Source organism: Novosphingobium sp. MD-1 (assembly GCF_001014975.1).
Lineage (GTDB): Bacteria > Pseudomonadota > Alphaproteobacteria > Sphingomonadales > Sphingomonadaceae > Novosphingobium.
Window position 1 is genome coordinate 466,052 of the sequence record NZ_BBXA01000033.1, and the last position, 18,729, is coordinate 484,780.

At 62.1% G+C, this 18,729-nt stretch carries 14 protein-coding genes and 1 pseudogene; 6 read left to right on the forward strand and 9 right to left on the reverse strand.

Features of this window, described 5'->3' with window-relative positions; translation table 11 throughout:
- Positions 1-14: 14 nt before the first annotated feature.
- The gene (locus NMD1_RS19860) at positions 15-1,247 is read right to left on the reverse strand and encodes a thiamine pyrophosphate-dependent enzyme (protein ID WP_118074988.1); all 1,233 of its coding nucleotides are present in this window, start codon (positions 1,245-1,247) and stop codon (positions 15-17) included.
- 204 nt (positions 1,248-1,451) lie between these two features.
- Between NMD1_RS19860 and NMD1_RS19865 the strand changes: the two genes are divergently transcribed.
- From NMD1_RS19865 to NMD1_RS19880, 4 genes are all read left to right on the forward strand, one after another.
- A complete protein-coding gene (locus NMD1_RS19865; RefSeq protein WP_118074989.1) occupies positions 1,452-1,907 on the forward strand; it encodes an Lrp/AsnC family transcriptional regulator in 456 nt (151 codons plus the stop codon).
- 144 nt (positions 1,908-2,051) lie between these two features.
- Complete coding sequence (locus NMD1_RS19870; protein WP_125956766.1) at positions 2,052-4,328, forward strand: TonB-dependent receptor; 2,277 nt, start codon at positions 2,052-2,054, stop codon at positions 4,326-4,328.
- Positions 4,329-4,646: 318 nt separating this feature from the next.
- Positions 4,647-7,079: a TonB-dependent receptor gene (locus NMD1_RS19875; RefSeq protein ID WP_125956768.1), complete on the forward strand. Its 2,433-nt coding sequence runs from the start codon at positions 4,647-4,649 to the stop codon at positions 7,077-7,079.
- 173 nt (positions 7,080-7,252) lie between these two features.
- On the forward strand, positions 7,253-9,160 hold the full coding sequence (locus tag NMD1_RS19880; RefSeq protein WP_233497867.1) for a PQQ-binding-like beta-propeller repeat protein: 1,908 nt from the start codon (positions 7,253-7,255) through the stop codon (positions 9,158-9,160).
- Between the two features lie 58 nt (positions 9,161-9,218).
- On the opposite strand, the gene NMD1_RS19885 is transcribed toward NMD1_RS19880, so the two are convergent.
- A complete protein-coding gene (locus tag NMD1_RS19885) occupies positions 9,219-9,956 on the reverse strand; it encodes an SDR family NAD(P)-dependent oxidoreductase (RefSeq protein ID WP_158454028.1) in 738 nt (245 codons plus the stop codon).
- 160 nt (positions 9,957-10,116) lie between these two features.
- Between NMD1_RS19885 and NMD1_RS19890 the strand changes: the two genes are divergently transcribed.
- Positions 10,117-10,734 (forward strand): EthD domain-containing protein, encoded by a 618-nt coding sequence (locus NMD1_RS19890; protein WP_118074994.1) that lies wholly within the window; start codon positions 10,117-10,119, stop codon positions 10,732-10,734.
- A 509-nt stretch (positions 10,735-11,243) separates the two neighbouring features.
- On the opposite strand, the gene NMD1_RS19895 is transcribed toward NMD1_RS19890, so the two are convergent.
- The 5 genes and pseudogenes from NMD1_RS19895 to NMD1_RS19915 form a co-directional block, all read right to left on the reverse strand.
- Positions 11,244-11,612, reverse strand: coding sequence for a PRC-barrel domain-containing protein (locus NMD1_RS19895; RefSeq protein ID WP_124811141.1), 369 nt, complete (start codon positions 11,610-11,612; stop codon positions 11,244-11,246).
- A 765-nt stretch (positions 11,613-12,377) separates the two neighbouring features.
- Positions 12,378-12,533, reverse strand: a pseudogene (locus tag NMD1_RS19900) (plasmid stabilization protein); the annotation flags it as partial.
- Positions 12,534-12,572: 39 nt separating this feature from the next.
- On the reverse strand, positions 12,573-13,103 hold the full coding sequence (locus tag NMD1_RS19905; protein ID WP_233497842.1) for a DUF4142 domain-containing protein: 531 nt from the start codon (positions 13,101-13,103) through the stop codon (positions 12,573-12,575).
- 302 nt (positions 13,104-13,405) lie between these two features.
- On the reverse strand, positions 13,406-13,816 hold the full coding sequence (locus NMD1_RS19910) for a low affinity iron permease family protein (protein ID WP_125956777.1): 411 nt from the start codon (positions 13,814-13,816) through the stop codon (positions 13,406-13,408).
- Complete coding sequence (locus NMD1_RS19915; protein ID WP_125956779.1) at positions 13,813-14,445, reverse strand: PRC-barrel domain-containing protein; 633 nt, start codon at positions 14,443-14,445, stop codon at positions 13,813-13,815. Before NMD1_RS19915 ends, NMD1_RS19910 begins: the two co-directional genes overlap by 4 nt.
- Positions 14,446-14,617: 172 nt before the next feature.
- Here NMD1_RS19915 and NMD1_RS19920 point away from each other — a divergent pair, with 172 nt between their 5' ends.
- On the forward strand, positions 14,618-14,887 hold the full coding sequence (locus tag NMD1_RS19920) for a hypothetical protein (RefSeq protein ID WP_223806866.1): 270 nt from the start codon (positions 14,618-14,620) through the stop codon (positions 14,885-14,887).
- 44 nt (positions 14,888-14,931) lie between these two features.
- Here the strand turns inward: NMD1_RS19920 and NMD1_RS19925 are convergent, their stop codons facing one another.
- Together NMD1_RS19925 and NMD1_RS19930 are read right to left on the reverse strand one after the other, a co-directional pair.
- Complete coding sequence (locus tag NMD1_RS19925) at positions 14,932-16,173, reverse strand: glycoside hydrolase family 130 protein (RefSeq protein WP_223806867.1); 1,242 nt, start codon at positions 16,171-16,173, stop codon at positions 14,932-14,934.
- A 28-nt stretch (positions 16,174-16,201) separates the two neighbouring features.
- The gene (locus tag NMD1_RS19930) at positions 16,202-18,322 is read right to left on the reverse strand and encodes a glycosyltransferase family 4 protein (RefSeq protein ID WP_233497844.1); all 2,121 of its coding nucleotides are present in this window, start codon (positions 18,320-18,322) and stop codon (positions 16,202-16,204) included.
- Positions 18,323-18,729: the final 407 nt, after the last annotated feature.

Here is an 18,729-nt window from a genome sequence, read left to right on the forward strand (position 1 = left end):
TTGCCGCAGGCCGATCAGTCATGCTCTTCGAGCCCCAGTTCGCGCATCTGTTCGGTCAGGCGCCAGTCCGGCTCCTTGAACACGCCGAGGAACATTTCGCGCAGCGGGGGCTTGGACTTGCCCAGCGTGCCGACCTTTTCCGCCACGGCGACGGCCGCCGCCACGCGCGCGGCCAGTTCGGCCTTCAGAGTTTCCTCGCGCGCTTCGTCCCATTCTCCGATTGCGGTCAAATGGCCTGACAGCCGCTCCACCGGGTCGCCCAGGGGCCAGTGGGCGGCCTCGCTGGCAGGGCGATAGCGCGTTGGGTCATCGCTGGTCGAATGGCCCGCCGCCCGATAGGTGAAGAATTCGATCAGCGTGGCACCCAGCCCCGCCCGTGCGCGCCTGGCGGCCCAGTCGATCACGGACCAGACGGCCAGGAAATCGTTGCCGTCCACCCTCAGTCCCGGCAGGCCATAGCCGATGGCCTTGGCGGCAAAGCTCTGGGCGGTGCCGTTGGCGATGCCCGAGAACGAGGAAATCGCCCACTGGTTGTTGGTCACGCAGAGGATGGCAGGCGCGCGGTAGACGCTGGCGAATGTCAGTGCCTCGTGAAAATCGCCCTCGGCGGTGGTGCCTTCGCCGATATAGCCGAGCGCGATCTGGTCGCGCCCGCTGTAGGCGGCGGCCATGGCCCAGCCCACCGCATGGCCGAACCGGCTGCCGACATTGCCGGAGAGCGAATAGAAGCCATAGTCGCGCGCCGAATAGAGGATCGGCAACTGGCGACCCCGCAAGGGATCTTCTGCATTGGAGAAGATCTGATTGACCATTCGCTCCAGCGGATAGCCCCGCGCATGAAGCCAGCCTGCCACGCGATAGGTCGGGAAGGCCATGTCGTCGCGGCGCAAGGCCAGCGATGGGGCGACGGCGCAGGCCTCCTCGCCGGTGGACTTCATGTAGAAGCTGGTCTTGCCCTGACGGTGAAGCCGGAAAAGGCGATCGTCGAACGCGCGGGTAAGCAGCATGGCTTCCAGACCGGCGCGCAGAACGTCCGGATCAAGCCGGGGATTCCAGCCGCCCCTGGCATGGTCATCATCATCCAGCACCCGGATCAGATCGAACGCGAGGTGGCGCAGTTCATGCTCGTCCGCGTCATGGGGCGGGCAGTCCACGCTTCCTGCCGGCTGCACCACGATGTGGGAGAAATCGGGTTCGTCGCCCGGACGGGCACCGGGTTCCGGTACATGAAGGCCGATACCTGACATCCTGCTTCCTCAGCGCCATCACCAGCATCGGCAGAGCGGCTCTGCCTTCAGCGTGGTTCGGTAGTGGACCAAGGGTATGCTTCCGAAGCGGGAATGTCCTTCCAAAGCTCGTGCTACCAGGCTCCAATCTTGAATGATCATTCTATTGAAATAAATTCCATTAGAAGATTATTCTCAATTTCAGCCTTCAGGGGGACGAATCACATGGATCAGATTGACCGGAAGATCCTAGCCGAACTGCAGGCGGACCCCGAACTTGCCATTCACGCATTGGCCGAACGGGTCGGCCTCTCGCAGACACCGTGCTGGCGGCGGCTGCGCAAGCTGGAGGCGGAAGGCATAATTCTGGGGCGGGTACTGTTGCTCGATCCCGCCAGGCTCGGTTATCCGATCAGCGTCTATGTCGAGTTGAAGCTCAATCGCCACGATGACGAAACGCTCGGGCAGTTCGAGGACCTTGTCAGCCGCCACCCCCAGATCGTGGAATGTTTCGCGATGAGCGGGCAGAGCGATTTCATCATGCGCATTCTTGCGCGGTCGGTTTCAGACTACGAACAGTTTGCCCGCACGACCCTCCTGCGCTTTCCAGCCGTTTCCGCGATCAATTCCAGCTTTGCACTCAAGACGATCAAACTCGACCGGGGCGTTCCGATGGATTGACGCGTCCCATGCCTCCCGGCCCTACCTCACTCCAAAAAATCAATATCGATATATATAGATTGATTTCGATATAATCTGGAACTACACTCCAGCGGGATTGATCGTTCGCCAACGCAAGGCTGAACGGCAAACGGGAGAGGGCAAATGTTCGAACCAAATGCGAAAATGCGTCTGCGATCCGCGTTGATCGTGGCAATGCTGGGGACCTGCAGCGTGCCCGCCCTGGCGCAATCCCAGGCAGACCCACAGGCGCAAACGGACCAGGATGCGCTTTCATCGATCGTGGTCTATGCCCAGAAGAAGGCCCGTGGCGAGGAACTGCAGAAAGTTCCGCTTGCGGTAACTGCCGTGGATGGTGCTGCGATCGAGCGCAGCCACATGGTCGATATCCGCGATCTGGGCCGGCTCGTTCCCAATGCGCAGCTCGATGGCGTCGGCACCTTTCCCGGCTTCGCCAACTTCTTCATGCGCGGTGTCGGCGTCAGCACCTCCGTCCGCTCGCTCGATCCTGCCGTGAACATCGTGCAGGATGGCATGGTCATCGGTTACCAGGCCGGCGCAATTCTGGACGCGTTCGACATGGAGGGCGCGGAAGTTCTGCGCGGGCCACAGGGCGTGCTGTTCGGCAGAAACGCTTCGGGCGGTGTGGTATCGGTTCGCAGCCGTCGGCCGGACGGATCGGATGATGCCTCCGTCAAGGTGACTCTCGGCAACGCTTCGACGGTAGAAATTCGCGCGACTGGCCAGACGAGCCTCGTTCAGGACAAGCTGTTTGCCCGCGTTGCGGTCTTCACGCGCAATAACGACGGCTTCTTCATCAATCGCAATTCCGGCACTTTCGTGACTGTCCCCGCCAATGCCAATCCGACCGGCGCCGCTGCCGCCATGCATCGCGAAGGCCGTGTGCAGGGTGCCAACGATCAGGTCGTCAAGGGAACGCTCGTCTTCAAGCCTGCCCAAAGCACAACCCTGACGCTGCTCGGCCAGTATCTGCACATGAACGATGGCGGGGGTGCGACAAGATCCTATCTGCTGCCGAACACCGCGCTGCGCCAGCATCAGACAGTCTGGGGCTGGACACCTGACAATGGCAAGTGGTCGGTCAATCTCGGTGATCCGGGCTACACGAAGATCGACGGGTATCACCTGATTGCCGAGCTGTCGCAGGACATCGGCACCGGGACGCTGACGGCCATCGGGGCCTATCGCAAGATCGATTACGATGCGACGCTCAATGTCAGCGGCGATCCGTTCAATGTCGTGCTGTTCCCCGACAACGAGGAGAGCGCACGGCAGAAGAGCCTTGAGCTGCGCTACAACATCAGCCTGAACGACACGATCGATCTGCTGGTCGGCGGCTTTCTGTTCGATCTCGATACCAGCGTGTTCGAAAAGCGCATCACCCGCCTCGCGACGGGTTCCAACCGCTACACGATCAATCGCTGGCAGCAGTCTGCGCAGTCCTATGCGGCCTTCGGGAACATCGACTGGCGCCCTCTGGGCGGACTGACGCTTTCGGCTGGCGTACGCTACAGTTACGACCGCAAGAAAATGCACATCGTTCCGCTGAGCAACTGCCCCGGACAGTCGTTCGCGTCGTGCAGTTTCAATTACCTCGATGGCCAGCGCAGTTGGGATGACGTGTCCCCCCGCTTCATTGCAAATTATGAAGTGGCCTCTGATGTCATGGTCTATGCAAGCTATTCGAAGGGCTATCGCGCCGGCAACTTCAATGCCCGTGCGCCCTCTGCGGTGGGTGCGGTCACCCCGGTGGATCCCGAAACCGTGGGCTCATTCGAAACCGGCCTGAAATCGCAGTTCCTGAATCGGCGGGTGCGGCTGAACGTCGGCTATTTCCGCCAGAAGTATGACGATATCCAGCGGCTCACGCAGATTGCCCTGCCCGGAGATTCGCCGCTTCAGCAGCTCGTCAACGCGGCCAAGGCGACCATTCAGGGGGTCGAGGTGGAAGCTTCGGTCGTGCCGGTACGCGGCCTGCGCTTCGATGGAACGCTGGGCTACATCGACGCAAAGTACGATCGCTTCGACAATCTGACCGGCCTTGCGGCAGGACAGGCGGCAACGGACCTCAAGTTTGACCGGGTGCCGAAGTGGACCTACTCGATCGGCGGCAGTTACGATCGTGATCTTGGCGAAAATGCCAAGCTCAGGCTGCACGCGGGATATACCTGGCGCAGCCACGTATTCACCGACCTGCTCAACACCAAGTCGCTCGAACAGAAGGCCTATGGCCTGCTCGATGCCGGCGCGAGCATTGACCTCGGGCGCTGGTCTATCGGCGTGTTCGGTCGCAACATCGCAAATGTCGAATATGCCGAAATCAAGTCAGCCGGCGTCGGCTACAATGCTTTCGGCGGTTCTCCGCGGTACTACGGGATGGAACTTGGCTGGCATTTCTGAATGCCGGCTTGATCTGAATGCATTGCGGACATTGTGTTGGAATCTGGTCCGAAACTGTCCGGCCGGGCAGCTTCGGACCGGACTTCCGGACCGCAGATGGTCCTGCTGTGAAGCTGCACCGGCCCGTTGGGCCGTGAGGCCCATTGCGCAGCTTTTGCGCTGACTTTCCGGACCCGAATTTCACGGGGCAACCCGGAAATGCAGCGATTTCGATATACATGTGTATCGATATCGTTATATTTTACTGGACGAGGATAAGGCGAATCAAAGTTCGCTAACACAGATAAGTCAGTAACCATCTGACAATTGGGGAGATTTATGAGGAACCTGAAGGTTTGTCTCAATCTTGGCAGCGCGGCGCTGGGGCTGATGGCTGTTTGCGGCAGTCCAGCGGCACATGCCCAGGATACGACTGCGAATGACAGCGGTCTTACCACCCTGCAGGAAATCGTGGTCACTGCACAGCATCGTTCTGAGAATCTTCAGAACGTCCCCATTGCGGTCAGCGCGATCAATGCCGAACAGATCGAACAGCGTTTCAGCCGCGACATCGCCCAACTCGGCGGGCTTGCGCCGAACGTCGTGATCGACACGCTCTACGGCGCAAACACCCCGATCATTTCGGTGCGCGGAGTGCAGTTGAACGACGGCGAAAAGAGCTTCGATCCGGCGGTCGCGGTCTATCTCGACGGGGTCTATCTTGCCACCACCACCGGCGCCCTGCTGACGACCTTCGATGCCAGCGAAGTGGAAATCCTGCGCGGCCCACAGGGCACGCTGTTCGGTCGCAACACCATTGGCGGCCTAGTCCATGTGCGCCGGGCCGAACCCACCGGCGAATTCGGCGGGCGGATCAGCGCGACCTACGGAAGTTTCGAGCAGATGGACTTCAAAGGCGTGATGAACCTGCCGTCGATCGCCGATGGCGCGATCTCGGCCAAGGTTGGCCTCATAAGCCTGCACAACGGCGGCTATTTCCGCAACATCGTGCGCAACAAGCGCGAGGGCGACAAGGACTTCAACATGTTCAGCGCTTCGGTGAAGATCGAGCCAAGCTCGTCCGCCAAGCTCGTCGTCAATTACGACTATATCGATGACAACACCCCGACCACGCCGGTCACCTCGCTGACCGGGCCGGGCGAATTGTTCTGTATCATCACTCCTGTCGGATTGTGTGGCGCACCGGCGAGCGATTCCGACTATCACCGGCGTCCCGTCACCAACTTCGTGCAGCCGCAGCGATTCAACGCGCACTCGCTGATCGCGAACGGCGAAGTGGAGGTGGCACCCGATCACAGCCTGCTGGCCGTGGTCGGCTATCGCACTTCCAACGAAAAAGCGATGAACAAGTTCGACGGGCTCGAACAGCCATACTTCTTCGTGTTCCGTCCGCAGACGCAAAAGCAGTTCTCAGGCGAACTGCGCTACCAGGGCACGATTTCAACCGCGAAGATCGTTGCCGGGGCATACTATTACAGCGCAAGCTATGAGATCCATCAGCGCAACTACTTCTTCCCCTCGCCCATCGCCACCAACTCCACCGAACAGCAAATCTTCGACCTCATGGAAGGCAACACCGTGGGTGGCGAGACTCCGGGCGGCGAAGCCAAGCAGCGGACCAGGAACTACGCCTTCTTCGGTCAGGTAGACTGGGAAGCGGTGCCGAACCTGACCCTTTCGGTCGGTGGCCGCTATACCCATGAAAGGAAGCGGATTTGCGCAGGCACAGCCACGGGAGCGGTGGGCAACCGCACTTTCACCTCCGCCTTTGGTGACTGCCCGGACGCCATCGCGAACCTGGCAGTCTATACCCCCAACGCGGTTGATCCGGTGACCGGTGCCGTCACGCGCCAGACCGGCATTCTGACCACCTCGCGCTTTACTCCCCGCTTCGGTGTCAGCTACAAGTTCGACAACGGCATGGTCTATGCCAGCTATTCGAAGGGCTTCCGCTCGGGCGGGTTCAACGGTCGCGCATCGTCGGCATTCTCGCTGGGGCCGTATCAGCCTGAAACCGTGAGGAGCATCGAAGCAGGCTTCAAGTCGCAATGGTTCGACAACCGCCTGCGGGCAAACGTCAATTTCTTCCGCATGGACTATTCGGGCAAGCAGGAGGATGTGGTCTTCCCAGATCCCGTGCTTGTTACCCTCACCGTCGTGCAGAACGCGGCAAAGGCCCGCATGCAGGGGGTTGAGGGCGAGTTCCAGTTCATTCCCGCCGAAGGCCTGACGCTTGGCATGAACGTGGGCTACCTCGACGCAAAGTATCTGGGCTGGCTCGATCTGGGCACGAACCTCGATCCTGCCACCGCCGCTGCCCGGCCGCTGGTGACGATTGACAAGTCCGGCTTCTCGATGCGTCGCGCGCCCAAGTGGTCGCTCGATGCAAATGCGGTGTACCGGACCAGCGTTGGCGAAGGCAAAACCCTGATCCTGGATGGCTCGATCCGTTACAAGAGCCGGTATTTCATCGGTGCCAACACGGTTTCGGCGAATGTCGAAAATCCGCTGCTGGTAAAACCCTTTGCGATGGTCGATGCCAGCATCACCTACGAGACGGGGCCGTTCCGCTTCTCCGTGTTCGGCAAGAACCTGACCAACCGAAACTACTTCACGCACGTGCTCGACGTCGGGACCGGATATGGGGCGACACCGACCAATCCGACCCCGGTCCCGATTCCGGGCCTGTGGACCTACGGCACCATCGCCGCACCGCGCACCTTCGGTATCGAGGCGCAGGTCAAGTTCTGATGACCGGCCAGCCACGCCGGCTTTCAGCGTCGGACCGCAGGCTTTCAGCGTCGGACAATGCTGTGACCGGGCAGCCAGGCACATTGTGTCCGGCTGCCGGTTCAAGCAACGTCAGCCGGGATAACGTGCTTGGCGCACACGTTCGCCGGGCCTGGATGCTGCTCGTGGCTGGCATGCTGGCGATCGGGACGAGTGCCTGGGCCGAGCACACATCCGGGAAGCAGGCTGCCCCCGAAGCGCTGAAAGACGTGTCGGAGTTCAACACCGCAAAGGGCCTCCTGGCCGACCGGGAAGCCTTGCCCGGCGCGAAGATCTTCGCGGAAAACTGCGCGGCTTGTCACAATGGCGGCGTGCCGAAGGCGCCCCACGTGCAATGGCTTGAAATGCTGGCGCCGTCGTCCATCGTGGCGGCGCTGACCAACGGCGTGATGGCGCAGCAGGGCGCGAACCTGACCGCCGACCAGAAGCTGCGCGTGGCCGAATATCTCACGCGGCGCGATCTTTCGGCCGGCCTTCCGGTGATGAACTACGCCGCGCAGTGTACCGGGCCTGCGGGCAGCTTCGATCGCCGGCTTCCCGTTGTAACGGCGGGTTGGGGCTACGATACAAGGCTCTTCGTGCCCGAAGCGCTTGCCGGGCTCGCTACCGGCGATCTGGGCAAGCTGGAACTGCGCTGGGCATACGCATTCCCCGCCGCCACCAAGGCGCGTTCGCAGCCTTCGATCGGATATGGCGCGGCCTTCGTCGGCAGCGAAGATGGCAGGGTCTACGCCTTCGATCTCAAGACCGGCTGCGCGAAATGGACCTTCAAGGCCACTGCCGAGGTGCGGACGGGCGTCGTCGTGGTCGACGGACCGACGCCCATGGTCTATTTCGGTGATCTGTTCGGCAAGCTCTATGCCGTTGAGGCGCTGACGGGCAAGCTCGTCTGGGCGCGGCGCATGGACAATCACCCCAGCGCGACCCTGACCGGCACACCGGCCTATCGTGATGGCCGCCTCTATGTGCCGGTATCTTCGCTGGAGGTCGTTCCGGCGGCCGGCGCAGACTATGTCTGCTGCACATTCCGCGGACATGTCGATGCCATCGATGCGAAAACGGGTGAGCCGGTATGGCAGTTCTTTCCCATTCCCGAGGAACCGAAGGAACGCATTCTCAATGGCAAGCGCGGCTTCGCCCCGTCGGGAGCCCCAGTCTGGACAAGCCCGACGGTGGATGAGCGACGCGGACTGATCTACGTCGGGTCCGGCGAGAACTACAGTTCCCCGGCAGACGGCAACAGCGACGCGATTTTTGCGGTCGACATGGCCACCGGAAAACGGGTCTGGCAACGGCAGACGATTTCCGGCGATGCCTGGAATGTCGCCTGCATGATGGCCGACAATCCCAACTGCCCGGCGGAAAAAGGGCCGGACTTCGATCACAGTTCGTCAATGCTCCTGATCGATGTTCCGGGTGGAAAGCAGGTCATGGTCGTTGGCCACAAGAACGGCACCGTCTATGGGCTTGACCCCGATGCGCAGGGAAAGCTGCTGTGGCAGACAAAGGTCGGGCGCGGCAGTATTCAGGGCGGCGTTCACTTCGGCATGTCGGCAGACGGGACGACGGTCTATGTGCCCATCAACGACATGAACGATACGCATAACGGCCAGTATCTCGATCCCGCAACGGCCCGGCCCGGTATGCATGCCATCGATGCCACGACCGGGAAACTTCTGTGGAGCAAGGTCCAGGGCAACGTCTGTGGCGATCGCCCGTTCTGCGATCCGGGAATTTCCGCGCCGGTCACCGCTGTCTCCGGCGCGGTCATTGCCGGTCATATGGACGGCCACATCCGCATTTACGGGCGCGCTGGCGGAGCCTTGCTGTGGGACTTCGATACGGCACGCAACTTCACGACCACGAACGGCGAACCCGGCCATGGCGGAAGCATGTCCGGTGCGGGGGCCGCAGTCGGCAATGGCTATGTCGTGATCAATTCGGGTTATGGCCTCTACAGCCATTCGCCAGGCAACGTGCTGCTGGTGTTTTCCGCCAGAGCGCAGGCCGACGATACCGCCAGCGGGCGACCGGGCCACTGATACAAGGCTGCCCGAACTGGAAACAACGCGGCACTCTCTCAGGAGCAAGCCGCGGAAGTCACCGCACCGTCGTTCCGCCATCTACCGCCAGGGTCTCGCCGGTGACGAAGCTCGATTGATCGGACAGCAGCCAGGCGATCGCCTGCGCCTGCTCGCGCGGGGCGGAAACACGGCCCAGCGGGATCCGCGCGACCGTGCTCGCCTCGCCGCCCGGACGTGTCAGCATCTGCTGGTCGAACATCTCGGTGCGGGTGGTGCCGGGCAGCACGGCATTGACCCGGATCGCATCGGCGGCCCCATCCAGCGCGGACGAGCGCGTCAGTCCGACCACCGCGTGCTTGCTGGCCGAATAGAGCGCCAGCCCCGGAAAGCCGCGCTGGCCGGCAATCGAGGCGACGTTGACGATAGAACCGCCGCGCCCACGCATGACCGCCATCTGATGCTTCAGGCAATGGAACACGCCGCGCACGTTGAGCGCGAAAAGCCGGTCGAACTGCGCGAGGTCGAGGCTGTCGAGCGGTGCCGCATCCTGCGTCATCGCCGCATTGTTGACCGCACCGTCGATGACCACGCCTCCGCGCGCCAGATCGGCAAAGAACGCGATAACGGCGGCATCGTCGGTGATGTCGAGCGGCACGAAGCGCCCGCCCGCTTCGGCTGCGATCCGCTCCCCCTCGTCGCGGCGGCGACCGGTGCCGATGACCGTTGCGCCCTGCTCGCAGCACAGCCGATAGACCGCCTCGCCTATCCCGCCGGTGGACCCCACGACCAGCACCGTCCTGCCTTCAAGCATCATCGTCCCTCCCAGCATCCCCCGGCAGTTCGATCCCGTCCTGTTTCAGACAGGCCCGCGTCAGACGGTCGCGCATCGGCAGCGCGGCGCAAGGGGCCGAAGCAGCGGAAACGACGACATGGCTATTTGCTTTATATCGCTTTCGATATAAATTCCAACACCTATGGCAGACCTCATCCAGCCCAAGCTGATCTATCTGATCCGTCGCCATCCTGCCTTCACCCGTGCAGACTGGACAGCGCGCTGGCGGCAGCACGCAGCGCTCGGCATGTCGCTGCCGCGCTGGAAGAATGTCGCGCGCTATGTCCATGGCGATGTGGTGGAACCGCGCGCCGGGCAACACGCCTATCTGGCCGATCACGACGGCGTCGGCCTAATCTGGCACCGGTCGCTGGCGCATCGCGCGGCGCACTTCGCCGACACGTCGTCGCAGGCCGTGATGGTGGCCGACGAGGCCGAGACTTTCTCCGACTGGATCGCTAACCACTGCCTGTCCGCGCGCGAGGAAGTGTTGATCGCGCCGAGCGACGCGGCGGTCGTGAAACTGATGTGCTTTCTGTGGCACGATGCGGCAGTCGCACGACCAGACGGCACGTGCGGCCATGTCCGCAACGTCCCCATGCCCGGCGACTGGGGCCTCGATTGCACCGGAATCGAGGAATTCTGGTTTGCCGATGAGGACGCGGCCGACGCCGCCGCGAAAGCGCTCGGCCTGACCGGTCGCTCGCTCGCCGTGCTGGTGCGCGACTCCGAACTCTACAGCATCGGGGAGCTTTTGTGACAGCGCAGGAGACTGATCCGGTCCCAAGGAATCGGCCGGCTCAGCAAAATGCGGTGCACCGCTGCGCAAAGTAACGCAATCTTGCACATGGGATCCAATAGACAAGATGTACATAGTTGTCTGGAAATGGGGACATCCTAGGGGGCACACCACCTCTGGCCCACCAAATAAATCACATTTTATCATTGCCTTAACGCAGAACTATGGCTTCCTCCGTCTCCGCCATTCCATTCTCCAAAGCAGCAATTTCCCCGGCTACAATGTCGGAGCTTTTAAGCGGCTCATGCCGCCGCTCTGGTGTGCGATTTCATGGAACTCCGCGCGAATCGTGAGGTGGATGGCATCGGGTTTGTCACCGGTAGTGACCTTGGGTGCCCCGCGCGCAGAGCACGGCCTTTGCCAGGCAGGCATGACGGCGCGCCGCCGCACCAGTAGACGCGACATTTCTTGCCGTACGGCCAGCGGCCGACGCCCGGCGCGGCATCTGGGAAATACCGCGCCGGAGCAGGTCAGAACGAGTAGGGCACGCCGTAATACCCGTAGAGATCACGGCCGTAGGACTGGTCGAACACCGGCTCGCTGTTCTCATCGTAACGCGGAGCGTTCTCGAGCAAATCCTTCGAGATATCGACTTGATAGCCACCCTTGTCGGTATCGTAGGTCAGCATGTCCCAGGGGATGGGATAATAGTCGCTTCCGATCCCCAGAAAGCCGCCGAACCGCAACGCGGCGTATTCGACCTGGCCGGACCGCTTGTTGACCATGAAGTTGTAGATCGACCCGAGGTTATTGCCCTCGCTATCGTAAACCGAAGTTCCCTCGACCTTGTTCGAGGAAATGATATCGCTGGTCTCGTCGAGTTCAATTTGGTTTTCCATGGCAATTTCTCCATAAGAGCCAAATATTTAAACTCTTCAAGTGCGGTATTTATCCCTCTCTATCGCCATATCGTTGCCTGCGTCAGACCAGTTGCAGTTCCTGTTTTCATACCGAAATCGCACCGGTGATCCATATTGCAGAAAGAGCAATTATCGCCAGAAAAAGACTGACCCCCAGCACCCAGCGTACTATGTTTGGGCTCGATCCGCTGCGAACCTCTTCTGTATTCAGATGAACCTCATCCCCGCGCTTTCGCATGGTAATCTCCTCGATATCGCATTTCCTTTGGAAGGACGTGAAATCGATACGTGCGGATAAAAGTTAAGTTCCCCGTTTCGCTTTTCCGCATCACGGCGCGATATCGCTTCGTTTCGCCGCGCGATGCAAACATAAGCAGGAATTGAAGGAACCTTAGCGCGGTGCCGGGTTTGAAATTGCAACAAGCACGCCGAGCGCAGGAGGCCAGAATGGCGACAGTCCCGGAATCCCCACCCGACACCGATATCCCGGAATCTCCCCCGGAAACGCCGCCCGATCAGGTTCCGGGCGAAGTACCCAACGAACAACCGGACAGGATAGACCCGGGCGTCCAGCCGCCAGAGGCCCCTCCTCCGGCGCAGCCATAACAAGCGCGCAGCCGCCAATGCGATGATCCGGCTGGTTCACGGGGTTTCGTCTTCGTGAACCAGCCGGCCCCGCGCACCGGGCATGCCCGGTGCGCCACCATGGCGGACGCGTCAGTCCGCCCCCTTGTGTTTCGCACGAGACTTCTGCCCGCCACCGGTCTGCTTGTTCACCGTTGCCCAGGCACGCCGTTCGGCCTCCGCGCGATCCGTTCCGCGCTCTTCGTACCCCTCTTCGATGTGGCGGGCCTGGCGCTTCTGCTTGTCGGTATAGCTCGATTTGTCACCCTGGGGCATGGTCCTCTCCTCCGAGACTGCCGGACGTGCCGGCAATGCTCATTTGACGCTGATAGTGCTGAGCCTGTCGCTATGGTGCTGCACGACGGTGGCGATGCGGCCAGCGGTAGCCTTGAGATCCGGAACCGTGCCGTTGGCCGCGTAATCCGTGTGAAGACTCAAGGCCATTGCATGGGCCGTGCGTTGCGCGTTCAGGTAAACCCGGTCCGCGTCGGCGCCGGAGGTCTTGCGGATCGCGTCGATCTGCCCTTGCTGATCGGGATCGAGAGATGCCGGCGGCACTTCCAGACCAGCTTTCCTGGCCGCCGCCTTCAGTTCATCCGAAGACTTCTGGTGGTCCGCGACCATCATGTTCGCGAACGCCTTGACGTCAGCGTTGCCGGTCTTCTCCAGGATCGCTTTCGAACTGTCGATCTCGAACCGGTCGCCTGCCGCCGCCCTTGCCAGATAATCGGCGGTATCGACCACCGCCGCCGCGGCCGGGACGCCGCTTTCGGCGGGCGTGGTGGTTACAGCCATATCGTCGGCCGGTTCGGTGGTGACGACGGCGGGCTTGTCGCACGCGGCCAACGCAAGTGCGGGAACAAGAGCAAGGATAAGTCGTGTCATGGAAAACTCCTGGTTTCGAGAAAGGACACCGGCCCAGCGCATTGAGGACGAGAGGAGGTCGGACCGATGGTATTGCTGCTGTCAGCCATGTCTCTTCCCTTCCATCAGCATTGCCCGCCTTGGCGCGCACGCCCCGTGCGGCGCGCCTCTAGTGGGGAGGAAAGGGTGCGAAGGCTCCGTTATGTCCCCAAACCTGTCACAGGTAAGCGAACCGGTGGCCGGTCCTTCGTCAGGAGCGTCTGGACGGCCTGCGGCGTCCGCCGCTAGGTCCGCTTGAGCAGATGGTCGACGGTATCTTCGGTCGTCGCCTGTTTCCCATCGCGCAATCCGCACTCGCGTTCCAGTGCATCACGCAGGGCGGTGATTTCTTCATCCGTCAGGTGTTCGATGCCCACGAACCCCTCGCGCGCCTTGTCCAGCGCGCGCAGCAATTCGTCCAGCTTGGCCTGCATGGCGCTCGCATCGCGATTCTGGCTGTTCTGGATCAGGAACACCATCAGGAACGTCACGATTGTGGTGCCCGTGTTGATGATGAGCTGCCATGTGTCGGACCAGCCGAACACCGGCCCCGAAAGACCCCAAACGATGATGGTGCCCAGCGCTATCGCAAAGGCCACGGGACGCCCCATGGCGGCGGAGATGGCGGACGACCATCGGGTGAAGAACTTGCTCATCGTTCCCCTTTCGCAGATGGACGCGGATCGTGCTCTATCTCGGGAATGCCGGATCGCGTGTGACGGGCATCCAACGGCCAGCGATCGGCCTCGATGGCGGGTAGCGCTTCGAAGGCAGCGCGCGGGATGGAAGCGATCACCTTCCCCTCCGCATAGGCCAGACGGTCAGCCGGGAAGCGGCGCAGGACTTCCCCCACGCCGGCGACACCACCATCGGAAACCACCAGGTAGGCAATGCTGCCATCCTCGACGCTGCCCATGGCATCGATCACGGGACCGAGCGCCATGCCACCCCTGTCCACGACGGAAGCGCTGAGCAGATCCTGAAAGGAAAACAGGCTGGCATCGGATCGCGACGCGCTGGCCCTTGCGGCGCGCCGGGCCGCTTCCGCGTACTGCGCGCGCCCCAGCCATCGCCACACGCCGATCACATCGACCACGAGCAGAAATACGTTGGTGAGCAACAGCCCCGTCTGATCGGCCTGCAGGGCAACGATGCACCAGGCGCACGCGCCGACGGCAAACACGGCGAATCCCGCACCGGTCAGGCGCGGCCCCAGGTTGGCCGCAGTCATGACCGCGGCAACCATCGTCGCGATGGGCGCCAACCAACTCGCAAGCTCTGCCATTGCGCATCCCGTGTCGAATGAAGTTCGGACAGATGCAACGACGGCTGGTGACACCGGTTCCGCCCTAACGCCCAAGACAGTGAACCGGGCGCGGAAAGACTGTCATGCGTTATGACCGGGAACCCGCCGCCGCGAATTGCTTTGAAGCATCAAACAGCATGGGAGATTAATCATGCTCGCCTTCAAGATGATGTTCTCGGTACTGAAAATCGCATCGACACTGGCCGTCGGCTACACGGTGTACCGCATGTTCACGGCGCGGCAGGAACAGACCGACCCGGCGGCGTTCGCGCCGGGCGAAACCAGCGATACTTCGTCATCGCGTTTTGCCGACGTGCGCAACGCCGGCCCCGACAGCATGCGCAGTGACGTGGATGACTGGGACAAGGTGGACCAGGCAGCGGACGAAAGCTTCCCGGCCAGCGACCCGCCCGCCTATTGAGGAACGTCGCAGTTTTGCGGAGGGCGATGGCCTGACCCGAAAGGTCAGGCCATCGTGGCCAGAATATCGTCGATAGCGATGGTCGCGAAGCCAACCACGCTATCCGATATCCCGTAAGGTATGAGAAGATGATCTCCCACCGGCATCATGCCGCACGTATAGACCACATTGGGAACATAGCCCGCCCGGTCGGAATTTTCGGCGGTTAGTACCGGCTCCGGCGTTCGCGCCAGCACCTTCGATGGATCGGCGCTGTCCAGAAGCACCGCGCCCAGCGCATATTTGCGCATCGGGCCAACGCCGTGGGTCAGCACCAACCACCCCGCCTTGGTCAGCACCGGGCTCCCGCAATTGCCGATCTGGATGAATTCCCAGGCGAAGCGCGGCTCCATCAGCAGCACGCCGTCATCGTCCCACTGATCCAGTTGGGGTGAACGCAGCAGGTAGAGATTCTTGCCGTCCTGTCGGCCGATCATCATGTACTGCCCGTCGATCCGCCGCGGGAACAAGGCCATCCCCTTGTTGCGCCCCGCGCGCCCCTCCACCGGTTCCAGAGAGAAGGTCTTGAAATCGCTGGTTCTCAGCAATTCGGACCGGATCGACTGGCCGGAATAGGCGGTGTAGGTGCCGATCCATTCGGCTTTCCCGTCATCATCCTCGAACCGCACCAGGCGCAGATCCTCCAGCCCGTTGCGCTGCTGCTCGGTGACCGGGAAGATAACCGAATTTGTCAGCGTGCTGTCCATATCGCGACTGATCCACGCGCGCGCGCCGGGGGTGTCGGGAGGGGGCGGATTGCCCTCTCCGGTGATCTGCCGCATCGCCGTCGCGATATCGCCCTGGGGCCACAGCGCAAACGACCCATCGGGCCTCGCGATCCCCTCGCGAAACGCGATCGTGCTGATGTGACCCTCGCCCACGGCGCGCAGGCTGAGCACGAAGCGAACGGCGCCCTCCTCCAGCCCCGATTGATCGGGATGCGGGACTATCGACGGGTTCATCAGCGCGGCGGCGGCGTAAGTATATTCATGGCAGAAGTACGCCGCGATCAGCCGCTGGCGATAGCCCTCGGCAATGGCGGGCAGCCCCAGAGACGTTTCGAGCTGGGCGTACCGTTCATCAAGGACGTTCTCGATGTGCCAGTGGCGCGCCGAGAAATCCGCCAGAACCCGCTCGTATTCGGCTTTCGCCCGGTCGCCGGGAAGCGCCAGGACGTTGGCTACCAGCCGGATGGCCCGGTCCTGCGGCGCGTTGCTGGCCTGCCATCCCAGATGGAATGGACGCAAGACGACGCGCGCAGGATCGGGATGAAGTCTAATGTCGCTGATACGAAGCCGGTTCGGTACTGGTCCTGCCTGCAAGATTTCGTCCTTCCACTGTGGCAATGAGATCAGAGAGCGCGCGGCTCGCCAGATGGTAGGCGAGAACAGACTCCGCCCCGCAGTTGCGGTTGACTCCGCGCGGAGTCACGCCGTCGCGGCACCGGCCCGAAGCCGCGTCGCCCAATGCAACGTTGCGGTCGTTGGCGCCCTCGAACCACGCGAAAGCGGTGCGCGCAGATCGGACCCACTTCACGTCCTCGCCAATGAAATAGGCCGTCCGGGCCGCGTCGACGGCCGCCCATGCTTCCAGGGGCTGTTGGTCGAACGGCAAGACCGTTGCCGGCTTGCCGAAGGTTTCCGAACCGACGGGGCGGAAATGGCCCCGGCTGCTCGTCTGGCATCGCATGAGCCAGTCGAGCGCTTCCAGCGCCGCCTGCACCCAATCCGCGCGTTGGTGGGCCAGGCCGGCTTCGATCAGCGCCTCGCAAATCCTCGGATTGTCGTAGGCCAGCGCCGGCTCGAACCACACCCATTCGGCACGCCGCGTGCGTTCCAGCATCGCCATCAGCACCGGACCGCCCTTATCGAGAAGATCACCGGCCTGCTGGTGTGGGACGCCCGCGCGCAGCAGCGCGGCTTCTCCCAACATCGCGAAGCAAAGGGTCCGCAAAGGGCTTTCGGAAGAAACGCAACGCCTTGATCGCAGGAACGTCTCGACAGCCCATTCGCGAATATCCGCGTCGGGAGCGCATTCCGCCGTATGCCCCAGCGCCCACAGCGTCCGGCCGTTGGAATCCGCCGATCCCCGATCTTCGAGCCACCGGCGATCGAAACTCATGAAATTGCGGAAGCAGCGTTCTTCCTCGTTCCAGGCATGGGCGATGAAGCTGGCGTAGGTCATCGACCAGCGCAGCCGTTCGCCCGCCGGCAGATCGCGCGCCACGTTCATCAGCATCAGCGCGCGCGCGTTGTCATCCAGGCAATATCCGTGGCGGCGGTCGGGCACGATGCCGAGCGAATGCTGGTAGATGCCGGTGCTGTCCGACATGGCGAACACGCCTGCAAGGGCCGGCTTCTTGCCCGGCGCGACCTGAAGCGGCTTGGCCGGCGGCGCGGCAACGCGCAACACAGCCTGCGCCATTTCCGCCACGCGCGGCCAGATCGCATCGCGCCCTTTGGCATAGGCGCGCCGCTTGATCGTTTCCAGGGTGGTGGCATCGGCCAGCAGATCGATCACGGCCTGGGCGATCGCGTTCGCCGAGCCCGGTTCGACTAGCGTGCCCACACCGTCGGCCAGCAATTCGCGCGCATGGGAAAAGGGTGTGCTCACCACGGCCTTGCCCAAGGCCACGGCGTAGCTCAGCGTTCCCGACGTGGATTGTTGAAGATTGGGATAGGGTGTCAGGAAAATATCGCAGGCTTCCAGCTGGTCGAGAAGCTCGTCCGTTTCCAGAAACCGGTCATCCCACTGGATATGGTCGGCCACGCCCAACCGCTGCGCCAGTGCCTGCAAGGCGTGGCGATAAGCCTCTCCCTCCCGCGCCACAAGCGCCGGGTGGGTCGCACCCACGATGCGGTACACAGTGTTCGGATGCCGCGCCAGAATTGCCGGCATCGCCTCGATCACCTGCTCGATCCCCTTGCCGCTTCCCAGCAAGCCGAACGTCATCAGAACGCGCCGGTCAGCGAGGTCCAGACATGCCTTGGCAGCCGGCTCGCGGCCGAACGGACGATCGGGAACGCCATGCGGAATCACGGTCACGTTGCGGGCATCGTACAGGCTGGCGAGCAGGTCGCGTGCTTCGTGCGACATCACGATGACCGCGCTGGCACGATCGATAAGATGTTGCAGGACCGAGCGCTGGCCGGGAGTGGGATCGCGCAGAACGGTATGCAGCGTCAGGATCACGGGCGCGGCGACGCGATCGACGAGATTGCAGATGTAGTTGCCATCCTCGCCGCCGAATATGCCGTATTCGTGCTGTATCCATACCGCGTCGGTGCCGCTGGCGTTGATCCTGTTCGCTGCCGCCTCGAAGTCTTCGCTCGCGCCCTCCCCGATCGCCATGCAGACTTCGCTGCCATAACGCTGGGGCGCCCCAGGCGAATCCATGGCGAAAATATCGATCGACATACCGGGATCGGCCGCTTTGAGGCTATCCACGAGATCGCTGGTAAAGGTCGCGATACCGCACCGGCGGGGCGGATATGTTCCAATGGCGGCCACGCGATACCGGTGCTGGTCCGGATGGCCCTGACAGAAGCTTTCTACCGAAATATCGCCGGCAGCCCGAAGTTCTTCGATTTTGGCATATTTCAGCATCTATCCGCCTTTCATTGTAACTGTTTATGAAAGCGGATTCCCCCTCGAGTGTTTCCAGGGAAAGAAACGGCTCACGGCGCCAAAACAACGCTTCAGCGCGCTTGCAAGTACCGGCCCCGCCAATCGCGCGATCGCCCGTTCTTCTTTTTGCAAGTCAATGCGCAATTCAAACACACATGTAAGTAAACGGGAAATTC

Excerpts from the sequence above, each read along its gene's own strand:
- NMD1_RS19885 (WP_158454028.1), bottom strand. The coding sequence starts at position 9,956 with ATGATGCTTGAAGGCAGGACGGTGCTGGTCGTGGGGTCCACCGGCGGG.
- NMD1_RS19895 (WP_124811141.1), bottom strand. The coding sequence starts at position 11,612 with ATGGAAAACCAAATTGAACTCGACGAGACCAGCGATATCATTTCCTCG.
- NMD1_RS19880 (WP_233497867.1), top strand. The coding sequence starts at position 7,253 with ATGCTGGCGATCGGGACGAGTGCCTGGGCCGAGCACACATCCGGGAAG.
- NMD1_RS19875 (WP_125956768.1), top strand. The coding sequence starts at position 4,647 with ATGAGGAACCTGAAGGTTTGTCTCAATCTTGGCAGCGCGGCGCTGGGG.
- NMD1_RS19860 (WP_118074988.1), bottom strand. The coding sequence starts at position 1,247 with ATGTCAGGTATCGGCCTTCATGTACCGGAACCCGGTGCCCGTCCGGGC.
- NMD1_RS19890 (WP_118074994.1), top strand. The coding sequence starts at position 10,117 with ATGGCAGACCTCATCCAGCCCAAGCTGATCTATCTGATCCGTCGCCAT.
- NMD1_RS19870 (WP_125956766.1), top strand. The coding sequence starts at position 2,052 with ATGTTCGAACCAAATGCGAAAATGCGTCTGCGATCCGCGTTGATCGTG.
- NMD1_RS19915 (WP_125956779.1), bottom strand. The coding sequence starts at position 14,445 with ATGGCAGAGCTTGCGAGTTGGTTGGCGCCCATCGCGACGATGGTTGCC.
- NMD1_RS19910 (WP_125956777.1), bottom strand. The coding sequence starts at position 13,816 with ATGAGCAAGTTCTTCACCCGATGGTCGTCCGCCATCTCCGCCGCCATG.
- NMD1_RS19930 (WP_233497844.1), bottom strand. The coding sequence starts at position 18,322 with ATGGATTCGCCTGGGGCGCCCCAGCGTTATGGCAGCGAAGTCTGCATG.
- NMD1_RS19920 (WP_223806866.1), top strand. The coding sequence starts at position 14,618 with ATGCTCGCCTTCAAGATGATGTTCTCGGTACTGAAAATCGCATCGACA.
- NMD1_RS19865 (WP_118074989.1), top strand. The coding sequence starts at position 1,452 with ATGGATCAGATTGACCGGAAGATCCTAGCCGAACTGCAGGCGGACCCC.